The following is a 23,869-nucleotide window of genomic DNA, read 5'->3' as shown; positions in this document are numbered from 1 at the left end:
GATGACCGACATGAATGCACAGAACAACGGCCGCGTCCCCGGCGGCTTCGCAGCCGATATCGCCACCGACCTCACCTCGGGCCGCGTGGTTGACCTGGCGGAGGTCTATGCGCTGGACGCCCTCGACGACGCCGAACGCGACGCCGTCGAGCACTACATCGAGACAGCGCAGCAGGCCGAGCGCAGCGCCTTTTACCAACGCGTGCGCCAGGCCCGGGAAACCCTTGCCACCAGTTTCACCGCCGAGGAGGAACCACCGGCGGGCCTCCTGGACCGCATCGTGGCTGCCCTTCCGGCGCAGCCTGCGGCTCTGTTGGCCGACGGCGGCCCTGCTGCCGGCCGGCCCGATCAGGCGGCGCCACCGTTGGTGGCACAACCCGTCCGGGAGCAGGCCGGACGGCCCGTCACCGACGAGCTCGGTGCCGCCCGCCAGCGCCGGGAACAACGGCGCCGGCCCCAGGGCATGCGCAACTGGCTCGTGGGCGTCGCCGCCGCCGCCGCGATCGCCCTTGGCGGTGTCGGCGTGGGTGCCTACGTGGCGAACCAGAACGATCCGCTCAACCAGGTGCTTCAGGCCGGCGACAAACGGCAGGCAACGGTCGAGGTCAGCGGCGGCGGCACGGCCACCGTGACCATCTCCTCGTCGAAGGACGCCGTCGTGGTCAGGATGAACGGGGTCCCGGCACCGCCGGCCGGCAAGGTCTACCAGATGTGGCTGATCCCGAAGGACGGCTCCGCTCCCGTCTCACAGGGCCTGATGGATGCCGAAGCCCTCTCCAAGCCGGCAGTGGTCAAGGGCATCGCCTCCGCCGCGGCACTGGGAATCACCCTGGAACCGGCCGGCGGCTCAGCCCGCCCGACCCTGCCGACCGTGGCCGCCGCACCGCTCGGAGCATAGCTCCGGGCGCCAGCGCCGGGTACGAGCGAAAGCACAACAAAGCCGCGCAGGCCGTGATCCCTTCCAATTGAAAGGATCACGGACTGCGCGGCTTGGTCATTTGGCGTGAGCGCTAGATAATCAGCGAGAGCAGCATAATGAAGCCGAAGCCGACCAACGAGATCAGCGTCTCCATCACGGACCAGGTCTTGAAGGTCTGGCCGACGGTGAGCCCGAACAGCTCCTTGACCAGCCAGAATCCGGCGTCGTTGACGTGCGAGAGGAACAGCGAGCCGGCGCCGATGGCCAGGGCGAGCAGTGCCGCGTGCGTGGGCGTGAGCGAGCTGGCCAGCGGCGCCACGATCCCGGCCGCCGTCACGGTGGCCACCGTGGCCGAGCCGGTCGCGAGCCGCAGCGCGACGGCCACCATGAAGCCCAGCACCAGGACCGACATGTTGGTGCCCTCGGCCCATTTCTTGACGGCGTCCCCGACGCCGGCGCCGATCAGGGTCTGCTTGAAGCCTCCGCCGGCGCCCACGATCAGCAGGATTGCGGCGATCGGTCCGAGGCTGGCGCCGATCTTGGAGGTGATCCTGTTGCCGGTGAAGCCCACGGCGTAGCCGAAGGTTACGGTGGCCAGCAGCACGGCCAGGGTCATGGCGACGAGCGGTTGTCCGACGAAATCGAAGAAGGTCCGGATCGCCGGCGCGGTCGCGGGGTCGGCCCAGATGATGTCCATGACCGCCTTGAGCAGCATGAGCACCACCGGGAAGATGATGGTCAGCAGTGTGACGAGGAAGCTCGGCTGGCGCTTGACGCCTTCCATGTCCGCCCCGTGTTCGGTGTCGATGCCGCCCGCGACGGCGGGGGCGCCCACCGGGACCCACCGGGCGGCGAGCCGGGAGAACAGCGGGCCGCAGATGATGACGGTAGGGATGGCCACGAGGAGGCCCAGCGCCAGCGTCGTGCCGAGCTCGGCTTTGACGGCGCTGATCGCGATCAGGGGTCCGGGGTGCGGCGGCACGAGGCCGTGCAGCACGGACAGGCCGGCCAGGGCCGGGATGGCAATGCGCATCAGCGGCATCTTTGAGCGTTGGGTGACCAGGACGATCACCGGCAACAGCAGGACGAGCCCGATCTCAAAGAACATCGGCAGGCCGATGATCACGGCGACGAGCGTAATGGACCACGCCAGTTTGTTCCCCGTGGCCTTGGCCAGCAGGGTGTCCACCACACGGTTGGCTCCGCCGGAGTCGGCGAGCAGCTTGCCCAGCATCGCGCCGAGGGCGATGAGCAGCCCGACTTCCTTCAGGACGCCGCCGACTCCGTCCTCGAAGTTGGTGATGACCTTGGCCAGCTCCACGCCGGAGGCGAGGCCTACGAACGCGGAGCCGAGGACGAGCGCGAGGAAGGGGTGGAGCTTGAACTTGGCAATGAGCACCACGATGAGCGCGATGCCTATTGCTGCTACTACCAGCAGCTGGGTGTCGTGGCCGGTCCAGGCCTCGACGGCGGCCGGAAGCTGCGTTGCTATCTGAAAATTCAAAGTGTGTTCCTAAGTGCGGATTGCGGTGTTGACGGCGTTGCGGCGTCTGCCGCTTCCAGATGGAGCCGGTCGATGATTTCCTGCGCCTCCTCGGAGGGCAGGGCCGAGACGCACAAGGAGATAAAGTCTTCGTCCTCGGTGGGCGCTTCCAGCGCCTCGAACTGCGATTCGAGCAGGGCCGGAGGCATGAAATGCCCGTGCCGCGAAGCCAGGCGGTCCGAGATCTTGTCCTTGCTTCCCTGCAGGAAGACAAACACCACGCCCTCGCCGCGGAGGGCGTCACGATACACCTTCTTCAGTGCCGAGCAGGTGATCACACCCGGCGTCCCGTCCTGGGCGTGGGCCCGGATCCATTCGGCGATGGATTCCAGCCACGGCCATCTGTCCTCATCGGTCAGCGGCTCACCGGCCTGCATCTTGGCAACGTTCGACGCCGGGTGCAGGTCATCGCCTTCTGCAAGATCCCATCCGAGCTTGCCGGCCACGAGGCCGGCCACGGTTGATTTTCCGGATCCCGAGACGCCCATGATCACCAGGACGGGGTGCTGCGCAGTCTTCGCCATCAAAGTCTGCCTTCCATTTCATCAAAATAAATATGATTTAAACAGAGGCAAGCATATGGCAGGGGTCACGTTCCGGCAACCCTAGAAGCCGGCGATGGTCCCCGGACCGTTGACTGATACGACGTGGAAGGCCTCGGCGCTGCGCCCGGCCGGCAGGCCCGCCCGGCGGCCGGTGTCCTGCAGCAGGGCCCGGACGGTGCGGTCCATGGCCTCCACGTCGGGATGCTGGCTGGTGTGGACGTGGATGGCGGCGAGCTTGCTTTTCACGTGGTCCGTGACCTCGACAAAATGGTTTTCACGCGCCTCCGGCCCGGCGAAGAGCCACAGCCAGGGCAGCTTGTAGGCCTCGAGGCCGGCCGCGGCCAGCTCCGGGTAGGCGAAGGGGTTTTCCAGCGCCGGGTACACGGCCCGGGTCACCGCCTCCCCCACGGCCAGATGGTCCGGGTGGCTCTTCTGGATCCGGTTCCAGTCACGTTCGGGGTGCATGGCGAGCACGACGTCGGGCCGGAGTTGGCGGATCAGCCGCACCACGTCCCGCATCACCTCGTGGGAGGGTTCAAGGAAGCCGTCGCGCTGGTGCAGGTAGTGGATGTCCGTGACGCCGACGAGGGCGGCGGCGCGTTGCTGCTCCGCGGTGCGCAGCCGGACGATTTCGTCGCGTTGTTCCGGGTCGAAGCCGCCGGCGTCGCCGTCGGTCATGATGCAGTAGCTGACCTCGACCCCCGCGGCGGTCCAGGCGGCAATGGTGCCGGCGGCGCCGAAGTCGATGTCATCGGGGTGCGCGCTGAAACACAGCACCCGTTCGACCCGGTGCTTTTCCGGATCGAACGGGCCGGGCGCCGGAACGGCGTTGCTGCCCAAGGAATCAGCCCCTGCGCTTCTTGAGTTCCTCGGTGGCCTGCGGCAGGACCTTGAACAGGTCCCCGACGACGCCGAAGTCGGCGATTTCGAAGATCGGCGACTCCGCGTCCTTGTTCACCGCGACGATCACCTTGGCGGTCTGCATCCCGGCCTTCTGCTGGATGGCGCCCGAGATGCCGGCCGAGATGTACAGCTGCGGCGAGACAGTCTTGCCGGTCTGGCCGACCTGCGCGTCGTGGCCGATCCAGCCGGCGTCGGTCGCGGCGCGGGAGGCGCCGATGGCGGCGCCGAGCACGTCGGCGAGCTCTTCCAGCGGGCCGAAGTTGCCGTCGACGCCGCGGCCGCCGGCCACGACGATGCGCGCCTCGGACAGGTCCGGGCGGCCGCTGGCAGCCTTCTCGTTGCGGGCGGTGACCCGGGCCGAGGAGGCGGTGGCGGTCTCCGGCAGCTCCACGGTGACGGGCTGCGGCGCGGTACCCGTGGCGGCCGGCTCGGGCGTGATGCTGTTGGCCTTGACGGTGAGCACGGAAACGGGCGTCGTGGCCTTCGCCGTGGTCATGTAGGAGCCGGCGAGCACGGACTTGTGGGCCGTCCCGTCCGGATCCACGGCCACGACGTCGGTGATGACGCCGGCACCGAGCTTGATGCCCAGCCGGCCCGCGATTTCCCTGCCCTCGGCCGAGTTCTCGGTCAGGACCACGGTGGCCCCTGAGGCCTGCACCGCTGCGGCGAGGTAGGAGGCCTTGGGCCCCACGAGGTAGTCGTCCAGGTCTGCGGTTGACGGGACGTAGAGCGCCTGGGCGCCGTACTCACCCACGGCGGCCGCAACGTCGTCGTGCAGTTCGCCGTTGAAGGCGACTGCCGGCTCCCCCAGGGAACGGGCGATGGTCAGCAGCTCCAGGCTGGCCTTCTTCAGCGCCGGGCCGGGGTTGTCAATGAATACAAGAACTTTTGCCATGTTCGGAAATTCCCCTTTAGAGCAGCTTCTGGGCGGCCAGGAACTCGACCAGCTTGATGCCGGCGTCGCCTTCGTCGGTAATGATGGTGCCGGCCGTCCGCGGCGGACGTGCCTCGGCAGCCTCGACGGCGGTCCAGGAACCGGAAAATCCGACCTGCGCCGGATCCACGCCGATGTCGGCCAGGGTCAGCGTGGTGATGGTCTTCTTCTTGGCCGCCATGATGCCCTTGAAGTTCGGGTAGCGGGGTTCGTTGATCTGGTCCGTGACCGAGACGACGGCGGGCAGTTCGGCCTCGATGGTGTCCGCGTGGGAGTCGCCGTCGCGGCGGGCGGTGAGCTTGCCGCCGTCGAGCTCCAGGGAGGACGCGAAGGTGACCTGCGCGAGGTCCAGCCGCTCCGCGAGCTGGGCCGGCACCAGGGAGGTTTCCCCGTCCGTGGAGGCCATGCCGGTCAGGATGAGATCAACCGGCGCGTCCGCGCCCAGATGGCGGACAGCGGCGGCCAGCGCCAGGGAGGTCGCCGCGGCGTCGGAGCCGGCCAGCGCGTCGTCGCTGAGGTGCACGCCTTCGGTGGCCCCGATCTGCAGGGATTTCTTCACGGCGTTGACGGCACCGGCGGGGCCCATGCTCAGGGCGATGACCTTGTTGCCGGCCGCCGCGCCGCCGCGGGCCTCGATAAGCTGCAACGCGGCTTCGAGGGCGTATTCGTCCAGCTCGGAGAGGATGCTCTCGGAGCGGTCCGTGGTGTTGGCCCCGCCGGTCAGGTGACGGTCGAACTGCGCGTCAGGGACGTGCTTGACGAGCACGATGATCTTCAATGTCTCTTCCACTGTTGTACAGCAGCCTTCCATGCGGGCGGACGGCCGGCCGGGCGCGGCCAGGGCCGCGGAATGCCCGGGTGCCGGGGTTTCTCCTAGCTAACCATATAGCGGCGCCGCGGCGCGGGCCCGGTCCTGCATGTGTCAGGGCTGTTGCGGGAAATGCGTGCGGGCAGCGGTGCGGGACAACACGAAAAGCCGGACGGCCCCTGGGTGTGCCGTCCGGCCTCGCGGATACTGCTGGTGTCCGGTCCTGTGTTTCGCTCGTGCGGCGGTTACTGCTCTGCTGCCGTGCCGAGGGTCACGTCCAGTTCCTTCTGCTGCCCGCCCCGCAGGACTGTCACCTTGACGGTGGCGCCCGCGGGCTGCTCGCGTACCGCGGCGGTCAGCTGGTTCGGGTCGCTGATGGCGAGGTTCTGGAACTTCGTCACGACGTCGCCGGTCTTGATGCCGGCCTTGTCAGCGGCGGAGCCGGACTCGACCGTGGCGACTTCCGCGCCGACCGAGAACCCGGAGGGCGACGCGCTCCCGGACTTTGACTTGACGCTGACGCCGAACTGCCCGTGCGTGGCCTTGCCGTTGCTGATGATTTCCTGGGCGACGCGCTTGGCGTTGTTGATCGGGATGCTGAAGCCGACGCCGATATTGCCGCTGCTGCTGCTGGAGTCTCCGCCGGCCGAGGCGATCGCGACGTTCACGCCGATGATCTCGCCCTTGGTGTTGACCAGCGCGCCACCGGAGTTGCCGGGGTTGATGGCGGCGTCCGTCTGGATGACGTTGATCGAGATCGACCCCTGGTTAGCGGTGCTCTGGCCCTGCCCGCCGCCGGGAGGGGCGAACTGGAAGCCCTGGCCACCGCCCTGGGAATTGTCGGCACCGTCCTTCGGCGCCGCCGAGGACGCGACGCTGATGGTGCGGTTGAGCGTCGAAACGATGCCGTCCGTGACGGTTCCCGTCAGCCCCAGCGGCGAGCCGATGGCGACGGCGGTGTCCCCGACGTTCAGCTTGCCCGAGTCACCCAGCGTTGCCGGGACCAGCCCCGAGGCGTTGTCCATCTTGATGACGGCGAGGTCCGAGAGCGGATCTGTGCCGACGATCTGGGCCGTGGAGACCTTTCCGTCACTCGTGCGCACCTCGATGGCGGCCTTGGACGCCTTGCCGTCGAGGGTGACGACGTGCGTGTTCGTCAGGACGTGGCCGGCACCGTCGAGGATGATGCCCGATCCGGTGCCGCCGTCGCTGCCGCTGGTGGCCTTGATGGTCACGACGCTCGGCGAGGCCTTCACGGCGGCGGCGGTGATGGCGTTGACATCGTCCTTGTTGTTCACGATTACCGGCCCGGACTGGCTGGTGACGCTGCCGGAGGACGCGGTGGAGGACCGGTCCGCCAGCAGGGCACTGCTGCCCGCGACGACCCCGCCACCGATCAGACCAGCCGCGAGGATGCTGGCCACCAGGGTGGGGACGCCGAAGGCAGCCTTGCGCTTGGGTGCATGCGCAGGGTTGTTTGAATAGCCGGGACCGGACTGATACGAAGGACCCGACGCCGGCTGGTGGCCTGAATAGGGGCCTGGCTGCGAGGGGCTGTTCTGGTACTGGCCGTACGGGGTCTGGCCGTAGGGCGCCTGGCTGTACTGGGTTTGACTGTGGGGGGCCTGGCCGAATGCGCTGCCCTGGTGGGCGGGGGCGGGCGCCGTGGGGGCCTGGCCCTGCGGAGCCGGGGCCGGGTTCCCGGTGGCGTCCCCCTGGGCGTTCCCGACAGCGCCGAACTGCTGGGTCGCCGGAGCGTCCGGGTGGCCATAGCCGGGCTGGCGCGCCGGGTAGACCGGCCGCGGAGCGCCTTCGCCGGCGCCGTCCAGCCGCAGGGTGGGATTCTCCGGTGCTGGCTCCGGCGGTGCTGACTCCGGCTGTGCTGACTCCGGCGCGGGGGCGTGGGGTTGCCCTGAAGCGCCCTCATAGGGCTTCGCCGGCTCCCGGTTCTCTGGTGACGCACCCTGCACTGGGTTCTCAGTCATAAGACTTCCTTTCATCCTCGTCTGCCCTTAACTATGGACCCTCTCTCTGATACTAGAGGGGAGGTTTGCTGGGAGGTTCCTGAACGCCCGAGAAGGGTGGCCGAGGTGTTGTTTTCAGCCTTCAGCGCGTTTCGCTGGTGGCATATTCCCGCCGGTGGACGGTCAGTTGGGTGCACCATAGAATCAAATGGAATTGCCACAGCGACCTGCGGCTTTACATCTGCGTGGGGGCGCTGCTGCATTCTGGAACGACGGGTTCGGCCGAACCTGTCGCAGAAGTGCTGAAGGGTTGCACATGCGTTCTACTTTGAAACGGTTCCTCGCCATTCTCGGCGTCGCTGGATTGCTGGCGCTTCCCGCCGCTCCGGCCCTGGCCGAGGATCCGGTGGCCATCCCGACCGGACAGAATGTCGTGGACAGCGCGAACGTGCTCGGCAGCCGCAAGGCCGAGGTCCAGGACGCCATCCAGAAACTCCTCAAGGACCACAAGTACAACCTGTACGTCGTCACCGCGAAGACCTTTGAGAACCCGGCGGACGCGAAGGCGTGGGCGCAGGCCGTAGCCACAAAGAAGGGCATGGGCAAGGCCGATGTCATTCTCGCGATGTCCGACGGCGGCGGGTACTACTTTGCGCCGAACTCGGCCAGCGCCATCGCCTCCAAGACCAGCAACATCACCCAGAACGCCGTCACCGCCAACCTGGCGGGCGGCAAGAAGGACTATGCCCAGGCGGCCATTGACACCGCCGCCGCGATCGGCGATGCAGCCGGCGGCGGCAGCGGCTCGGTTCCCTCCGGAGGCGCCGGCAGCGCGGTCCTGGTGGGGGCCGGCGTCGTCGCTGCCGGAGGCGTGGGCACGTATCTCTACCTCCGCAACCGCAGGAAGAAGGCCGGCCAGGGAGGCGCTGCCGGCTACGGGCCGCAGGGCGCGGAACTGGACCCGCTGGCCGGGCTCAGTGTCGCGGAGCTGCGCCGCAAGACTGGTTCGCTGCTGATCGAGGCGGACGATGCCATTAAGTCCAGCGAGCAGGAACTCGGCTTTGCCCAGGCCCAGTACGGTGATTCCGCCGTCGGCAACTTCACCAAGGCGCTGCAGGAGGCCAAGGCGCACATGTCCGAGTCCTTCAAACTGCAGCAGCAGCTCGACGACCATATCCCGGACACCGAGGAGCAGCAGCGCAGCTGGCTCGGCGAAATCATCCGCCGGTCCGAGGCTGCCCTGACCTCCCTCCAGGAGCAAAAAGCGGACTTCGACTCGCTCCGGGAGCTGGAGAAGAACGCCCCGCAGGCCCTCGCCGCAACCGCCGCGGGCGCCGCGGAGGCCGCGGCCAGGATTGCCAGCGCGGAACAGTCCCTGACGGAACTGGGCTCCAAATACGCCGACAGCGCCCTGGTGCAGGTGGCCGACAACATCAGCCAGGCCAAGGAACGGCTGGCCTTCGTGCAGAACGCCTCCGCCACGGCCCGCGGGAAGCTCGACGCCGGCGAAGGCAGCCTCGCCGCCGTCGCCGTCCGCGCGGCGGAGGAAAGCCTGCACCAGACCAACGTCCTGATCGACGCCATCACCAAGCTGGCCGCCAGCCTCGACGAGGCACGCAGCGGCCTGGAGTCCGCCGTCGTCGACACCGCGCAGGACCTGGCCCAGGCCCGGGCCCTGATCCAGTCCGGGGCCCACCCGGAACTCACCGGCCCGGTCGCGGCGGTGGAAGCCGCCCTCGCCCGGGTCAAGACCGAGGTCCAGGGCGGCAAGATCGACCCCATCGCCACGCTGGCGCGCGTGGAGACGGCGCACCAGTCGCTGGATGCGGCCCTTACGGGGATCCGTGACCAGCAGGAACAGGCACGCCGCGCCCAGGCCTCGCTGCAGCAGAGCATCATGTCGGCCCAGGCGCAGATCAGCGCGACGTCGGACTACATCACGGCGCGCCGCGGCGGCGTCGGCACCGAGGCGCGCACGCGCCTCGCCGAGGCCCAGCGGAACCTGGATTACGCCCTGTCCATCAGCCGGACGGATCCGGTCACGGCGCTGCAGTACGCGCAGCAGGCCCACTCGCTGGCGGCGCAGGCGGCCCAGCTGGCACAGTCCGACGTCGACCAATTCGGCGGCTACGCCAACCAGGGCTACGGCCGCGGCGGCATGTTCGGCGGCAGCGGAGGCGGCGGCCTCGGCGGCGCCATCCTCGGCGGCATCCTGATCAACTCGATCCTGCATGGAGGCGGAGGCGGAGGCTGGGGCGGCGGCGGCGGCTGGGGCGGCGGCGATTCCGGCGGCGGAGACTTCGGCGGCGGAGACTTCGGCGGCGGCGGGGGTGGCGGCGATTTCGGCGGCGGAGACTTCGGCGGGGGCGACTCCGGCAGCTTCTAGACCGCGCTGACTGCCGTCGGCGGGAACATTCCGGCCGGCGGGTAGGGAAGTACAACCACTGTTCACGGAATTCAGTGGGAACCACTGAGCAGGACGAAAGGTAACACCATGAAGCAGTCCATTTTCGGCCGCATGGCGCAACTGGCAAAGGCCAACATCAACTCCTTGCTGGACCAGGCGGAAGACCCGCAGAAGATGCTGGACCAGATGGTCCGCGACTACACGAACAACATCGCGGAGGCCGAGTCGGCCGTGGCGCAGACCATCGGGAACCTGCGCATGCTGCAGGACGACTACAACGAGGATGTGAAGAACGCCCAGGACTGGGGCAACAAGGCCCTCGCAGCGTCCCGCAAGGCCGACGAGTACCGCGGGAAAGGCGACGTCGCCGACGCGGAGAAGTTCGACAACCTCGCCAAGGTGGCCCTGCAGCGCCAGATCGCGTCGGAGAATGAGGCCAAGGCCGCGCAGCCCAGCATCGCGTCCCAGAGCGACGTGGTGGACAAGCTCAAGCATGGCCTGGACCAGATGAAGGGCAAGCTCAACGAACTCACCAGCAAGCGCAACGAGCTTGTGGCCCGGTCCAAGACCGTCGCAGCGCAGAGCCAGGTCCACGACGCCCTCAAGAGCATCGACTTCATGGATCCCACGTCCGAGGTGGGCCGCTTCGAAGAGAAGATCCGCCGGGAGGAGGCCAAGGTCCGCGGCCAGCAGGAACTCGCCTCCTCCAGCCTGGACGCGCAGTTCAACTCGCTCGAGGACCTCGGCGAGCAGACGGAGATCGAGGCGCGGCTGGCAGCGCTGAAGTCCGGCGGGTCTCCCGCCGCGATCGGCGCCGGCGAGGGCCGCTCTGCCGGGTCAACGGTCGACGAAGCCGACTTCGACAAGCTCTAGGCAGGCTCTCCCCCGGCCGTCCCCGGCGGCTGCCGCCGGATCCAGCGGCCGGGTCCCCCAGGGGCCCGGCCGCTTCCGTGCCATGCCTGCGGCTCCGCATGTACCGTGGATCCATGTCTTCGGGATCCACGTCTTCGACCCTTGTCTGGCTCCGCGATGACCTCCGGCTGGATGACAATCCGGCACTGGCGCACGCAGTGTCGCTGGGAAACCCGCTGACCGTCATCTATGTGCTCGATGAAGCCTCTCCCGGCTTCCGGGCCCTCGGGGGCGCCGCGAAGTGGTGGCTCCACCATTCCCTGACGCACCTCGCCGCGGACCTCGAAGCCGCGGGCTCCCGGCTGCTGCTCCGTCGTGGATCCGCCGCGGGGATCATCCGCCGGCTGGCCGGGGAAACTGGGGCCACGGCGCTCCTGTGGAACCGCCGGTATGGCGGTCCCGAACGTGCGGTCGACGCCGGGGTCAAGAGCTGGGCCGCAGACCAGGGCATCAGCGCCGCAAGCTTCCAGGCCAACCTCATGTTCGAGCCGTGGACCGTGCGCACCGGCGCTGGCGGACCGTACAAGGTTTGTACGCCTTTCTGGAAGGCCTGCCTCGATGCACCTGAGCCCCGGCTGCCCCTCGATGCGCCGGAGAGCCTGCCGTCACCTGCCCGGGACTCAGCGGGCCACCTGCCAGCCGGCTACGACCTCGCCGGCTGGGGGCTGCTCCCCCGCCGGCCGGACTGGAGCGCCGGACTCGCCACGACCTGGGCCCCGGGGGAATCCGGGGCACACCGGCGGCTCCAGGATTTCCTCGACGGCCCGGCGGACGCGTACGGAACCGGCAGGGACGTTCCCGGTGTCGAGGGCACCAGCCGGCTCTCCCCGCACCTCCGCTTCGGTGAAATCAGCCCGTTCCGGATCTGGCACGCCCTGCGGGAGCGCTTCCCGCAGGGCGGCCCGGCCGACGTCGGGACCTTCCGTTCCGAACTCGGCTGGCGGGAATTCTGCTGGCAACTGCTGTATGAGAACCCCCAGCTGGCCACCCGGAACTACCGGCCCGAGTTTGACCGTTTCGCCTGGCAGACGCCCTCGGACGCCGAACTGGAGGCCTGGCAACAGGGCCGCACCGGGTATCCGATGGTCGACGCCGGCATGCGCCAGCTCCGGCAGACCGGCTGGATGCACAACCGTGTCCGGATGGCGGCCGCATCGTTCCTGGTCAAGAACCTGCTGGCCGACTGGAGGCTGGGCGAGGCCTGGTTCTGGGACACCCTCGTGGACGCCGACGCGGCGAGCAATCCGGCCAACTGGCAGTGGGTTGCGGGCTCCGGTGCCGATGCCTCCCCGTATTTCCGGATCTTCAACCCGGTCACGCAAAGCAAGAAGTTCGACGCCGACGGCCGGTACCTGCGCGCGTACCTCCCCGAGCTCGCCGGGCTGGACGGAAAGATGGTCCATGAACCGTGGAAGGCCGAGGGGGCGGCCCCGGGCTACCCGGCGCCGGTAGTCGGGCTTCCGGAGTCCCGTGCCCGGGCGCTCGAGGCCTACCGGCGTCTCAAGGACGGCTGACCCTGCCGCCGCCGGGCTGCCGGCCGTCACCCGGGCTGGCCGGGACAAAGGAAAGGCCCGGATCATCAGATCCGGGCCTTGCCTTCATGCCACGGTTGCCCTATCGAGGTCCGACTTAAAAAAATGCAGATACTCCTGGCGGACCTCCGTACGCTGCCGCCTGGGGACGATCCCGTAGATCTGCCCGATGTAGTACCTGTGAGCGCTCCCCGCCAGCACCTACTAGGTCTGGGTTCTCAAGCGGGTTGGCGAGGCGCCCGCAGCGCGACGGAACCAATGCTGGAATGATCCTTGCTCCGGGAGCAGAATTGGTGCACGATGCCCATCCGGTGAGGACCAGCCATGGCTAAGAGCTCCGACTACGAATTGCAGACCACTTGGCGCGTCCCCGGGACCGCCGCGGAGGTCAAAGAGATCCTGGGCGGCCCGAGGCTGGATTCCTGGTGGCCAGCTGTCTATCTGGATGTTCAGGTCATCAGGGAAGCCGGACCGGATGGTGTCGGGCGTGCGGTTGCCCTCTACACGAAGGGCTGGCTGCCCTACACGCTGCGGTGGACCATGACCGTCACCGAGCCGATCACGGAGAAGGGCTTCGCCCTCACTGCTGAAGGGGACCTGAACGGGACGGGGCGGTGGACATTCGAGCCGGACGGCCCCGAGGTGGTCATCACGTACGACTGGCGGGTCAGCACCGCCAAGCCGCTGCTGCGCCGGCTCAGCTGGCTGTTCAAACCCGTGTTCGCAGCCAACCACCGCTGGGCCATGGCCGCAGGCGAGGATAGCCTGAAGCTGGAGCTGCGCCGCCGGAGGGCGGCCAGCAAGGCTGACCGGGCAACGGTTCCGCCCCCGCCCGGCCCCACATTCCGCCGAAGCCGTGCGTGATCAAGGGCGCCAAAGCGAACAGGGAGTCGATTGTGGAACATTCATCAAACATGCCTGCCGAGACCAGCAGCATCACTGCTCACGAGTCTGCCGCGGTCAACCAGCGGCAGCTGGTCCCCGCCTACTTCTACCCCGCATGGAGTGCCCCCGTGAACCATTGGGCCGAGGTGAACACCATGAAAAGCGGGTCCATAGCCATCATGAATCCCGGCAGCGGCCCCGGAGCGTCAGCGAATCCGGACTACACCAGGGCCGTCTCCGAATGCCACACCCGGCGTCACAGGGTCATCGGGTACGTCTCGACCAGTTACGGCTCCCGCCCCTTGGCCGCCGTCCAGGCGGACCTCGCTTCCTATCGGCTCTGGTATCCGGCCCTGGATGGAATCTTCTTCGATGAAATGCCGAACGACCCGGCCTTGGCCGCCGCCGGAGGCTTGTCGGTGCTGGCCTACTACAAGAAGCTCTACGCCTATGCCAAGGGGACCGCAGAGAACAGGATCGTGGCGGGCAATCCCGGGAACGCCGCCGCTACTGCCTGGCAGGTCGTCACACCGGTGGCTGATGTGCTGGTCACTTTCGAAGGCACTGCCGCCACCTACGAAACCTGGGTACAGCCGCCCTGGATTGCCAAGTACCCCGCGCATCGCTTCGGACACCTGATCTACGCCGCTGATGCCGCGAGCACGGCGCACGTGATCTCGCTGGCCAGGTCCCGTAACGCGGGCTGGGTCTACGTCACCGACCAGAGCGACGGCGTGATGTGGACTCGGCTGCCGGTGCCCTGGCCGAACCCGGTCTGACGATCACACGGAAGTCGATCGGTACTCTGATAACCAGGAGTCGTCAGGATCAGTACGGCATCGTCTGCGGCTTGCTTCCAGATCGGAGAGTCCTTGCGAAGCGGTTCAAAGTGGGAAAACAAAAGAGCCCGCCCTCTCGGGCGGACTCTCTCGCGTATTCACCAACTTGGGTCGATCACTAAGCGAATCCGAAGGGTTTTTTCAACCCCAAGGTTTTAGTAACAGACTCTTGGTTGCGGGGACAGGATTTGAACCTGTGACCTCTGGGTTATGAGCCCAGCGAGCTACCGAACTGCTCCACCCCGCGTCGCAAGATCAAGCCTACCCTAGTTTTGGCGCCGCCCCGACCACACCGGCCGGCACCCAAGCAGGGCGCTCATGGGCGGCCGGTTAGAGCAGGGTCGGTTAAAGCGGAAGGCCCGGAACACTGTTTCCAGTATTCCGGGCCTTCTGCGTCAGTTGCGGGGACAGGATTTGAACCTGTGACCTCTGGGTTATGAGCCCAGCGAGCTACCGAACTGCTCCACCCCGCGTCGCAAGAACAACTCTACCTGCCGGTGAACTTCAGGCCAAATCGGGGTGGCGTGATGTGGGTCTCGGGCCGCGTTGCGGTGCCGCCGGGCGCCGTCCCCAGGCGCCCGGCGGAAGGCTGGACCGGCCGGCTGAACGACGGGAAGGCCGGGTTCCCCGCCCCATCGGAGCGGAAAACCCGGCCTTCCCGGTTGCGGACTACTTGCCGGCTTACTTGCCGGCTGCCGGCGTCGCGGTGCCGGAGGGCGTCGCAGCCGCTGACGGTGTGGCCGACGGCGCCGGCGTGGCCGCCGTACCGAGCTTGCCCTCGGCGTCGATCGCCTTCTGCAGCGCTGCGGCGAGCTTCTTCTGCTGCTCGCCGTAGGCGGCAAAGTCACCCTTGGCGAGCGCGTCCTGGCCTGCCCTGATGGCAGCGTTCGCTTCGTCCAGGGCCGCCTTCAGGTCCGCCTTGGCATCCACGGGGCCTGTTCCCGGCGTCGTACCGGGCGTGGCCGGGGTACCAGGAGTCTGGCCCTTGTTGGCCGAGTCGCCGGCGGCGGCACCGGAGTTGCCACCGAACAGCTGGTTGAGCGCCTCGTCCAGGGTGGGTGCGAACCCGATCTTGTCGCCGAAGGCCACGAGCACGCGCTGGAGGGTGGGGTACGAGGTTTCGCCCGTGGACTTGAGATAGACCGGCTGCACGTAGAGCATGCCGCCGCCGACAGGCAGCGTCAGCAGGTTCCCGTTGAGGACCGCCGAGGCGCCCTGGCGCAGCAGGTTCAGGGCCTGGGACACGGTGGGGTCCGAGTTGAACTTGTTCTGCGCCTGGCCCGGACCGGGGACCTGGGTCTCCGGCGGTATCTGCAGGAGCCTGAGCTGGCCGTAGCTGTCCGCCTTCACGCCCTTCTGGTTGCCGGCGTCGGAATCCGCGGCGAGGAAGCCGTACATCACGTTGCGGGCCGCGGTTCCACTGACCACCTGGGGAATGAAGGAGGACGTCAGCTGGAACGCCGGCTTCTCCTGGTCAGGCATCTTGAGCGACATGTAGAACGGCGGCTGCTTGACGTCGTCCTTGGCGGTGGGATCGTTCGGCACGGACCAGGCGTCGTTGTTGGTGTAGAAGCTGTCCGCCTGGGTGACGTGGTAGCGGCCCAGGAGCTCGCGCTGGACCTTGAAGAGGTCCTCCGGGTAGCGGACGTGGCTCATGAGCGCCCCGGACATTTCCGAGAAGGGCTTCAGCGACGTCGGGAAGATGCTCTGCCAGGCTTTCAGTACCGGATCCTGGTCATCCCAGGCATACAGCGTCACCGAGCCGTCGTAGGCGTCCACGGTGGCCTTGACGGAGTTGCGGATGTAGTTGACCGAGCTGTTCGGCAGCGCAACCGTGCGGCCCGCCGTCGTTTGCGAGTCGGCGGTGGCCGCGGAGAGCTGCTCCTGCTGGGAATACGGGTAGTACTGGCTGGTGGTGTAGCCGTCCACGATCCACTTCACCCGGCCGTCGACCACCGCAGGGTAGGCGTTGCCGTCCACGGTCAGGTAGGGTGCGACCTTTTCCACGCGGTCACGGGGATTGCGGTCGTAGAGGATCTGCGACGACGGGTTCACGCCGTCCGACAGCAGCATGTCCGAGGACTGGAACTTGATCGCATACAGGATCTTGTTGAAGAAGCTGCCCACATTCGGGCCGCCGTTGCCGGTGAACGTGTACTGCGTTTCGCCGTCGCCTTCCTTGGCGGCCGGGCGGTCCTGCTCGCGGTGCACTGCACCGTCGGGGGCGCCCACGATGGAGTATTCGGGTGAATTCTCACCGAAGTAGATCCGGGGCTGGTAGGTCGTGTCATTGCCCAGCACCCCGGTGGACGGGATGCCGGCCTGCAGGAAGTCCGGCTTGCCGTCCACGGTGAACTTGTTGCCCTTGGCGGCGACAACGCCGTAACCGTGCGTGTAGACCACGTGCCGGTTCAGCCAGGACTGCTGGTTGGTGCTCAGGCCGTTGGGGTTCAGTTCACGGACCGCGATGACGGTGTCCTGGATCTTGCCGTCCACTTCGTAGCGGTCCACGTTGAGCGCACTGGGGAACTGGTAGTACGGCCTGAACTGCTCGAGCTGCGAGAACGCGTCCGAAATCAGGTTGGGGTCCAGCAGGCGGATGTTCGCGGTGGTCTGCGCGTCCGGGGCGAGGGCGCCCGTGGTGGCCGTGGTGGTCGCGTTGTAGCGCTTCTCCTGGACCTTGTCCAGGCCGTAGGCGGCACGCGTCATGCTGATGTTGCGCTTGATGAATTCGTTTTCCAGGGTCTGCTCCGAGGGCCGGACCTGGAACTGCTGGATGACCCAGGGGTAGACACCGCCGGCCAGGATCGAGGTGATGACGAGCATGGCGGTCCCGATGACGGGCAGCCGCCATTTGCCGATCACGGCGGCGACGATGAAGAGCACCGCGACGAGGCCCGCGGCCACGGCCAGGATGGACTTGGTGGGGATCACGGCGTTCACATCCGTGTACAGCGCGCCGGCCCAGCGGCCGCCGCTGTTCTGTACCGACGAGTAACGGTCCAGCCAGAAATTGACGCCGAGCAGCAGCAGGAAGGCCGCGCCGGTGACGGCCAGATGGATCTGGGCGGCGCGGCTCGTGAAGATGCCCCGCTCCATGATCCGGATGCTGCCGTAGAGGTAGTGCGTGAGGATGCCCGCGATGCCGGCCACGATGGCGACGCTGATCAGGAAACCGGTGACAAAGCCAAGGAACGGCAGGGTCATCAGGTAAAAGCTGATGTCCAGGCCGAACAGCGGATCGTTCTGGCCGAAGGGCTGCTGGTGCAGGAACAGCAGGACCTTCTGCCACTGGCTGGCCGCCGCGCTGCCGGCGAAGAGCCCGAACAGGATGGGCAGGCCGATCATGACCACCCGGCGCACGGGTTCGAGCTGGACCTGGTACCGGTTCAGGTTGTCCCTGACGTCCGAGTCAGGGGCGTAGACCGGACGTGCGTGGTAGGCAATCCGGATGGCGAAGAACACCGCGCTGAACATGATGGCGAAGCCGGCGACGAAGATGGCGATCCGCGAGAGGTTCTCGGTCAGGAAGACTTCGAAGAAACCCAGTTGCTGGTACCAGAGGACGTCCGTCCAGACATTGGCGAAGAAGATGAAGCCGACCACAATCAGGGCGACGACAATCAACGTCGGCGTCAGGGCGCCTCGTCGTGTCGGGGGTCTTCCGGGCGGGACAGGGCTGGCGGGACGGGACAAACTCGGTACCTCATAGCTGGTCGTCGAATACTGGTTGGTAGTTCTCAGTCAGGTGCGCTGGTTCAGTGCAGGTGGTGCGGTTTTGATGCATTGTATTGACTGCCGGCGCCGCCCCGGCGGGAGATCCCGGCTGGGCAGCGGCCGTCACAAGTGCCACGAGTGGCGGCAGAGCTTAGTTCCGCGGTCAGTCTAGTTGCTGGTGCAGACAGGAAGCCCCGATGTGTCGGCACCTGACGCGGCCAGTTCGACGGCCTTCCGTGCCCCGTCGAGAGTCTCCACCTTGACCACCTGCAGACCGTCCGGGATGTGGCCCAGCACGTCGTCGCAGTTTGCCGCCGGGGCCAGGAACAGGGTGGCCCCGCCGGACCTGGCGCCGAGCATCTTCTGGGCGATCCCGCCGATGGGGCCCACGGCGCCGTCGGGGGTGATGGTTCCTGTTCCGGCGATGTGCTTGCCGCCGGTCAGGTCGCCCGGCGTGACCGTGTCCACGATCCCGAGGGCGAACATCATCCCGGCGCTGGGGCCGCCGACCTTGTCGAGGGAGATCTTCACCTCGAACGGGAACGTGAACTTGTACTGCAGGATCACGCCGAGGACGAAGCGCCCGGCGGAGGTCTTCGCCGGGGTGATGGTGGCCGACACCATGCTGCCGCCGCGGTCCACGACGACGGTGACGGGCGTTCCGTTGCCCGCGGCGAGTTCCGCCTGGACGACGCCGAGGGCGGTAATCGGCTTATCATTGATGGAGACCAGGATGTCCCCGCCCTGGAGCAGTCCTTTCGACGCCGACCCTTCCGGGAGGCTCGCGACCTCCATTTTCTGCCCGAACCCGATGTTGAGTTCCCTGAGGGCGGCAGCGACGGCGTTTTCCTGCGAGGTCTCCATGGCGACGGCGCCCTCCTGCTGGGACTGCTCCTTCGTCACGCCTTTGGGGAAGATGAGTTCCTCGGGGTAGACGGCCTTGTTGCCGTCCAGCCATCCCGAGAACGCCTCGAAGACGCTGACGGGGCCGTTGGGGCCGCCGTCGACGTAGACCGTGGTGAGGTCTAGGTTGCCCTTCGCGGGAAAGGCCTCGTGTCCCGTGACGGAAATGACCGGCTTGCCCTTGTCTTCGCCCAGGGTATTGAACGTCGGGCCGGGCGATTCGACCACGTAGGGAACGGGGAGGCTCAGCGCGGTGATCCCGAGGGCCAGCGCGAGCAGGCCCGAGACCAGCATGGCCGAGGACCTGCTGTCCGGTTTCTTCGTCTCACGGGCTCCGGAGAACAGGGCCCTCAGGCCCCGGGCCCGGCCTGCCGACGGCTCGCCGGAGGGCTGCTCGCCTTGGGTGTCGCCCTGGGTAATCGTCAATGAAGGACCTCTCCGTGCCGGCGCGGGCCGGCCCCGGGACCCGTGGACAGCGCGCTCCGGCCACCGCCCGAACCTGGGCCGTGGCCAGCAAATATTCCAGCCTCCAACACTACGCGTTCGGCAGCCCGGACCGCTCTTTGCCTACAGCGAACGGGGCACCGTTTCGGCAGACAGCCCCTCTTGCCGCGGGGTACCGTGAAAGTTGAGAAACAGCCACACCGACGAACGGCGGGATCATGACCTCCAACCCACTCAATCCGTCCAATGGTGACGAGGAACCCAAGGATCCACTGGCAGAAATGCTGAAGAACCTGATGGGCGGCCAGGGCATGGGCGACATCGATCCCGCCGAACTCGCCAAGGCCGCCGGGCTTCCCGACGATCCGAACCTCCTGGCCCAGATGTTCTCCCAGGTCCAGGCGATGATGAGCGCCTCCCCCGAGGGACCCGTCAACTGGCAGCTGGCGCACGAGAACGCCCGGCGGGTGGCCGCGAGCGGTTCCGACCCGTCAGTCACCGCGCAGCAGTCCCGCGACGTCGACGAGGCGCTCCGGCTCGCGGAGCTCTGGCTCGACCAGGTCACCGGGCTCCCGGCCACCGGCCTGATCGGCCGGGCCTGGTCCCGCGCCGAATGGGTGGAGGAGACCCTGGGCACCTGGAAGCGGCTGACCGAACCGGTCGCCAACAGCATCGCCAATGCGCTCTCCGCGGCAATGACCGAGCAGATGCCCGAGGAAATGAAGTCCATGATGGGCGGCGCGTCCTCGATGCTGCAGAACGTGGGCGGCGCGATCTTCGGAATGCAGCTGGGCCAGGCCATCGGCGCCCTCTCGGCCGAGGTTGTCAGCTCCACGGACATCGGCGTGCCGCTGGCCGACCTGGAAATGGCGCTGCTGCCCGCCAACGTGGCGAAATTCGGCGAAGGCCTCAGCCTCCCGGAAGGCGACGTGCGGCTGTTCCTCGCGGTCCGTGAGGCGGCGCACGCCCGGCTCTTCGTCCAGGTTCCGTGGCTGCGCGGGCATCTGCTCGGCGCGATCGAGGCCTACGCCCGGGGCATCCACATCGACACCTCGAAGATCGAGGAACTCGCCAGGGAGCTGGATCCGAGCAACCCCGAAGGCATCCAGGCGGCCCTGTCCCAGGGCGTGTTCATGCCGCAGCGCACCCCCGCGCAGGATCAGGCCCTCGAAAAGCTGGAGACGGCACTCGCCCTCGTGGAGGGCTGGGTTGATGAACTGACCTGGGCTGCGACAGAGAAGCTGCTGCCCTCCGCCGCTGCCCTGCGTGAGACGGTCCGCCGCCGCCGCGCAACGGGGGGCCCGGCCGAACACGCATTCTCGTCCCTCGTGGGACTGGAACTGCGGCCGCGCCGCCTCCGGGAGGCCGCCACGCTCTGGGCCTCGCTCAAGACCGAGCGCGGGACCGAGGGCCGCGACGCCATCTGGCAGCACCCTGACCTGCTCCCCACGGCCGAGGACCTGGACAATCCGGCGGGCTTCAGCGAACGCCGGAAGCTTGCCGAGGCCAGCGACACCGAGGTTGACGATGCCCTGGCGAAGCTGCTCAACGGCGGCTTCGATCAGCCTGCCGCGGCTGAGGACGCAGCGCCGGAAAGCGCGGCCGGGAGCGGAGAAGCCGACACCGGCGACGGCACGACCGGCGAAGCCGGCACCGGCGAAGCCGGCACCGGCGAAGCCGGCACCGGCGAAGCCGGCACCGACGAGGCCGGCACGGACGAGGGCGGCACGCCCAAGGCCTAGCGCGCGAGGCTCAGAAAAGCTGGCCGGACCCGGCTGGAACTTCGGTTCCGTCCGGGGCTTCCTCTCGTCCGGCGTCGCCCGCGTCGTAGGCGTCATCCGCGTCATCGGCGGCCAACCCGCGGGAGGTGGCGAATGTGACGCCCTCCAGGAAGGCCTTGGCGCGCTGGGTGTCCGGGTAGGCCTCCAGCAGCCGCCAGAACGCGGCATTGTGGTTGGCCACCAGCAGGTGTGCCAGCTCGTGAAGCAGGACGTAGTCGATCACCCATTGCGGCATCGGCTGGAGCTTGTCGGAGAGCCGGATGGTTCCGTCCGACGGCGTCGCCGAACCCCAGCGCGAATTCTGGTTGCCCACCCAGCGGACCGAGGACGGCACGGCGCGCCCGCCGAAGTATTTTTCGGAGAGCGCCGCGGCGTGGTCCGCCAGGGCGGCATCGCTGCGGGGACGCCGCCGGCCGGCGCCGCCCGCGCCCCGGGCGCCCTGGAGCCGGAGCTTCTCCAGCATCCGGTGCACCCATTCGCGTTCCTGGGCGCGGCTGAAGGAGGCCGGAATGGCGACCACCGCGGTGCCGTTTTCCCAGAAGGCGGCGACCGTGCGGCGCCGTCGGGCCGAGCGGCGGACCTCGACGGGGGCGCCGTCGGCGGTGACCAGCGGAACGGCCGCCGGGGTGGCGGGGGTCCTGGCGGGCCCGGGCATCAGAGGACGGTGCTTTCAGCCAGCACGGCGAGGACCGCTTCGCCGTATTTCTCCAGCTTGGACGGGCCCACCCCGGGGAGCTTGGCCAGCTGTTCCAGGGACGCCGGCACGGCCTCGGCGATCGCGATGAGGGTGGCGTCGGTGAACACCACATACGCGGGGACGTCAGCGGCGAGCGCCACCTCCTTGCGCCATTGCCGGAGCGCGTCAAACGTCTGTTCCTCGTAGCTGGGCGGGCACTGGCTGCAGCGCCCCACCTTGCGTTCGGCGCCGGAGGAGAGCATGGTCCCGCAGACCCGGCACGACGCCGGAACGGCGGCCTTCCGGCGCGGTGCCGGGCCTTTGCCGCGGAGCGAGGAGCTGGCGACCGAATCCGGGCGCAGGCCGTCCAGGAAGCGCGAGGGCTTGCGGTTTGCCCGGCCGCCGGGCGTCCTGGCGGTGGACCAGGACAGGAAGAGGTGCTCGCGGGCACGGGTGATCCCGACATACAGCAGCCGCCGTTCCTCGTCCACGGATTCGGGCGAATCGGCGAATGAAATCGGCATCAGCCCTTCGCTGAGCCCGACGAGGAACACGGCGTCCCATTCCAGGCCCTTGGCTGCGTGCAGCGAGGCGAGGGTCACGCCCTGGACGGTGGGCGCGTGCTGGGCGAGGGACCGCTCCTGGAGCTCGTTGACCAAACCGGAGAGGGTGAACTGCTCGCCGCGGCTGATCACGAGCTCGTCGGCCAGGGCCACGAGCGCGGCGAGTGACTCCCAGCGTTCCCGGAGGGCACCGCCGCTGTGCGGCGCCGCCTCCGTGTATCCCAGAGAGGCCAGGATGTCCCGGACCAGCTGGCCGAGCGGTTCGGGATTGGAGGTCTCCGCGATCGCACGGGTGGCGGCCCGGAGCTGGAGGATGGCGTCGCGGACTTCCTTGCGGGCGAAGAAGCGCTCACCGCCGCGCAGCTGGTAGCCGATGCCCGCGGAGGCGAGCGCCTGTTCATATGCCTCGGACTGGCCGTTGGTGCGGAACAGCACGGCAATCTGGCTCGCCTGGGCGCCGGCATCGAGTAATCCGCGGATCTTGCCGGCCACCGTGGCGGCCTCGGCCTCGTCATCGGAGCATTCCGTGAACTGCGGCACCGGACCGGCAGGCCGCTGCGCCACCAGCTGGAGCGGCGTGGCCCAGGCGGCGTCCGCGGCGGGGCCGCCGCTGCGGCGCCCGGACAGGAGGTCGTTGGCCAGCTTCACCACCTGCGGGGTGGAACGGTAGTCGCGGATCAGCTTGACCACATTGGCCTCCGGGTACATCGCCTTGAAGCCGAGCAGGTGCTTCGGCGAGGCGCCCGTGAACGAGTAGATGGTCTGGCTGGCGTCGCCCACCACACACAGCTCGTCGCGGCCGCCGAGCCACAGTTCGAGCAGCCGCTGCTGGAGCGGCGACACGTCCTGGTACTCGTCCACGACGAAATGCCGGTATTGCTCGCGGACCGTCGCGGCCACCTTGGGGTCCTCCTGCAGGATGCCCACGGTGATCAGCAGCACGTCCTCGAAGTCGATCACGTTCCGGTCGGTCTTTACGTCCTCATAGGACTGGAAGACCCGTGCGACGGCGGTCAGGTCGAAGCCGCCGGGGTTTCCGCGGCCGTGCGCGTTTTCCAGGTAGTTGGCCGGCGTCAGCATGGACACCTTGGCCCACTCGATTTCGGAGGCCAGGTCACGGATGGAGGCCCGGTCCGTGCTGAGCCGGAGCCTGCGGGCGGCCTCGGCGATCATCTGCGCCTTGTGGTCCAGCAGGTTGGGCAGGGCGCCGCCCACGGCCTGCGGCCAGAAGAACTGCAGCTGCCGCAGTGCCGCGGCGTGGAAGGTGCGGGCCTGCACGTTTCCGACGCCCAGATCGCGGAGCCTGCTGCGCATTTCGGCGGCGGCCCGCGACGTGAAGGTCACGGCGAGGAGCCGCTGCGGGTTGTACTGTCCCGAGTGCACGCCGTAGGCGATCCGGTGGGTGATGGCCCGGGTCTTGCCGGTTCCGGCGCCCGCCAGGACACACATCGGCCCGTGCAGGGTGCTGGCAACTTCGCGCTGTTCGGCGTCGAGGCCGCCGAGGATGCGTTCCTCGAGCGAGCGGTTGTCCGCGGCCGGCGGGCCGGCGTCGGATTGGCCGACGTCGGATTGGGCGGCGTCGGCGGACGGGCTG

General features: G+C 68.1%; 17 protein-coding genes and 2 tRNA genes. 7 read left to right on the top strand and 12 right to left on the bottom strand.

The window, feature by feature from the left end; translation table 11 throughout:
- Position 1: 1 nt before the first annotated feature.
- The gene (locus ACQCSZ_RS03820) at positions 2-898 is read left to right on the top strand and encodes an anti-sigma factor (protein WP_427006766.1); all 897 of its coding nucleotides are present in this window, start codon (positions 2-4) and stop codon (positions 896-898) included.
- A 112-nt stretch (positions 899-1,010) separates the two neighbouring features.
- Here ACQCSZ_RS03820 and ACQCSZ_RS03815 read toward each other — a convergent pair whose 3' ends face one another.
- The 6 genes from ACQCSZ_RS03815 to ACQCSZ_RS03790 form a co-directional block, all read right to left on the bottom strand.
- On the bottom strand, positions 1,011-2,423 hold the full coding sequence (locus ACQCSZ_RS03815; protein WP_427006765.1) for a gluconate:H+ symporter: 1,413 nt from the start codon (positions 2,421-2,423) through the stop codon (positions 1,011-1,013).
- Positions 2,420-2,986, bottom strand: a complete 567-nt coding sequence (locus ACQCSZ_RS03810; protein ID WP_427006764.1) for a gluconokinase — start codon at positions 2,984-2,986, stop codon at positions 2,420-2,422. The genes ACQCSZ_RS03815 and ACQCSZ_RS03810 overlap by 4 nt, the downstream gene beginning before the upstream one ends.
- 81 nt (positions 2,987-3,067) lie before the next feature.
- On the bottom strand, positions 3,068-3,847 hold the full coding sequence (locus tag ACQCSZ_RS03805; protein ID WP_427006763.1) for a PIG-L deacetylase family protein: 780 nt from the start codon (positions 3,845-3,847) through the stop codon (positions 3,068-3,070).
- Between the two features lie 4 nt (positions 3,848-3,851).
- A complete protein-coding gene (locus ACQCSZ_RS03800) occupies positions 3,852-4,805 on the bottom strand; it encodes an electron transfer flavoprotein subunit alpha/FixB family protein (protein WP_427006762.1) in 954 nt (317 codons plus the stop codon).
- Positions 4,806-4,821: 16 nt separating this feature from the next.
- Entirely contained in the window at positions 4,822-5,622 is an 801-nt protein-coding gene (locus ACQCSZ_RS03795; protein ID WP_427008245.1) for an electron transfer flavoprotein subunit beta/FixA family protein, read from the bottom strand.
- 275 nt (positions 5,623-5,897) lie between these two features.
- Entirely contained in the window at positions 5,898-7,637 is a 1,740-nt protein-coding gene (locus tag ACQCSZ_RS03790) for a trypsin-like peptidase domain-containing protein (protein ID WP_427006761.1), read from the bottom strand.
- Positions 7,638-7,932: 295 nt separating this feature from the next.
- Between ACQCSZ_RS03790 and ACQCSZ_RS03785 the strand changes: the two genes are divergently transcribed.
- The 5 genes from ACQCSZ_RS03785 (at position 7,933) to ACQCSZ_RS03765 (ending at position 14,131) form a co-directional block, all read left to right on the top strand.
- Positions 7,933-10,002 (top strand): TPM domain-containing protein, encoded by a 2,070-nt coding sequence (locus tag ACQCSZ_RS03785; protein WP_427006760.1) that lies wholly within the window; start codon positions 7,933-7,935, stop codon positions 10,000-10,002.
- A 108-nt stretch (positions 10,003-10,110) separates the two neighbouring features.
- Positions 10,111-10,896: a PspA/IM30 family protein gene (locus tag ACQCSZ_RS03780; protein ID WP_427006759.1), complete on the top strand. Its 786-nt coding sequence runs from the start codon at positions 10,111-10,113 to the stop codon at positions 10,894-10,896.
- 113 nt (positions 10,897-11,009) lie between these two features.
- The gene (locus tag ACQCSZ_RS03775; protein ID WP_427006758.1) at positions 11,010-12,449 is read left to right on the top strand and encodes a cryptochrome/photolyase family protein; all 1,440 of its coding nucleotides are present in this window, start codon (positions 11,010-11,012) and stop codon (positions 12,447-12,449) included.
- 342 nt (positions 12,450-12,791) lie between these two features.
- Positions 12,792-13,331, top strand: a complete 540-nt coding sequence (locus tag ACQCSZ_RS03770) for an SRPBCC family protein (protein ID WP_427006757.1) — start codon at positions 12,792-12,794, stop codon at positions 13,329-13,331.
- Positions 13,332-13,363: 32 nt separating this feature from the next.
- Positions 13,364-14,131, top strand: a complete 768-nt coding sequence (locus ACQCSZ_RS03765; protein WP_427006756.1) for a spherulation-specific family 4 protein — start codon at positions 13,364-13,366, stop codon at positions 14,129-14,131.
- 230 nt (positions 14,132-14,361) lie between these two features.
- Here ACQCSZ_RS03765 and ACQCSZ_RS03760 read toward each other — a convergent pair.
- The 4 genes from ACQCSZ_RS03760 to ACQCSZ_RS03745 form a co-directional block, all read right to left on the bottom strand.
- A tRNA-Met gene (locus ACQCSZ_RS03760) sits at positions 14,362-14,438 on the bottom strand.
- A 152-nt stretch (positions 14,439-14,590) separates the two neighbouring features.
- Positions 14,591-14,664, bottom strand: a tRNA-Met gene (locus ACQCSZ_RS03755).
- A gap of 208 nt (positions 14,665-14,872) precedes the next feature.
- The gene (locus ACQCSZ_RS03750; protein ID WP_427006755.1) at positions 14,873-17,887 is read right to left on the bottom strand and encodes a UPF0182 family protein; all 3,015 of its coding nucleotides are present in this window, start codon (positions 17,885-17,887) and stop codon (positions 14,873-14,875) included.
- 189 nt (positions 17,888-18,076) lie between these two features.
- Positions 18,077-19,105, bottom strand: a complete 1,029-nt coding sequence (locus ACQCSZ_RS03745) for a YlbL family protein (protein ID WP_427008244.1) — start codon at positions 19,103-19,105, stop codon at positions 18,077-18,079.
- A gap of 368 nt (positions 19,106-19,473) precedes the next feature.
- Between ACQCSZ_RS03745 and ACQCSZ_RS03740 the strand changes: the two genes are divergently transcribed.
- Positions 19,474-20,997 carry a zinc-dependent metalloprotease gene (locus ACQCSZ_RS03740; RefSeq protein ID WP_427006754.1) on the top strand — a complete coding sequence of 508 codons (1,524 nt, stop codon included), beginning with the start codon at positions 19,474-19,476 and terminating at the stop codon, positions 20,995-20,997.
- Between the two features lie 10 nt (positions 20,998-21,007).
- On the opposite strand, the gene ACQCSZ_RS03735 is transcribed toward ACQCSZ_RS03740, so the two are convergent.
- A complete protein-coding gene (locus ACQCSZ_RS03735; protein ID WP_427006753.1) occupies positions 21,008-21,691 on the bottom strand; it encodes a M48 family metallopeptidase in 684 nt (227 codons plus the stop codon).
- Entirely contained in the window at positions 21,691-23,781 is a 2,091-nt protein-coding gene (locus ACQCSZ_RS03730) for an ATP-dependent DNA helicase UvrD2 (RefSeq protein ID WP_427008243.1), read from the bottom strand. The genes ACQCSZ_RS03735 and ACQCSZ_RS03730 overlap by 1 nt, the downstream gene beginning before the upstream one ends.
- Positions 23,782-23,869: the final 88 nt, after the last annotated feature.

Source organism: Pseudarthrobacter sp. H2, from assembly GCF_050157045.1.
In the GTDB taxonomy this organism is placed as follows: domain Bacteria; phylum Actinomycetota; class Actinomycetes; order Actinomycetales; family Micrococcaceae; genus Arthrobacter.
Note: the sequence above shows the minus strand (reverse complement) of the source record. Positions and strands in the feature narration are given on the sequence as shown.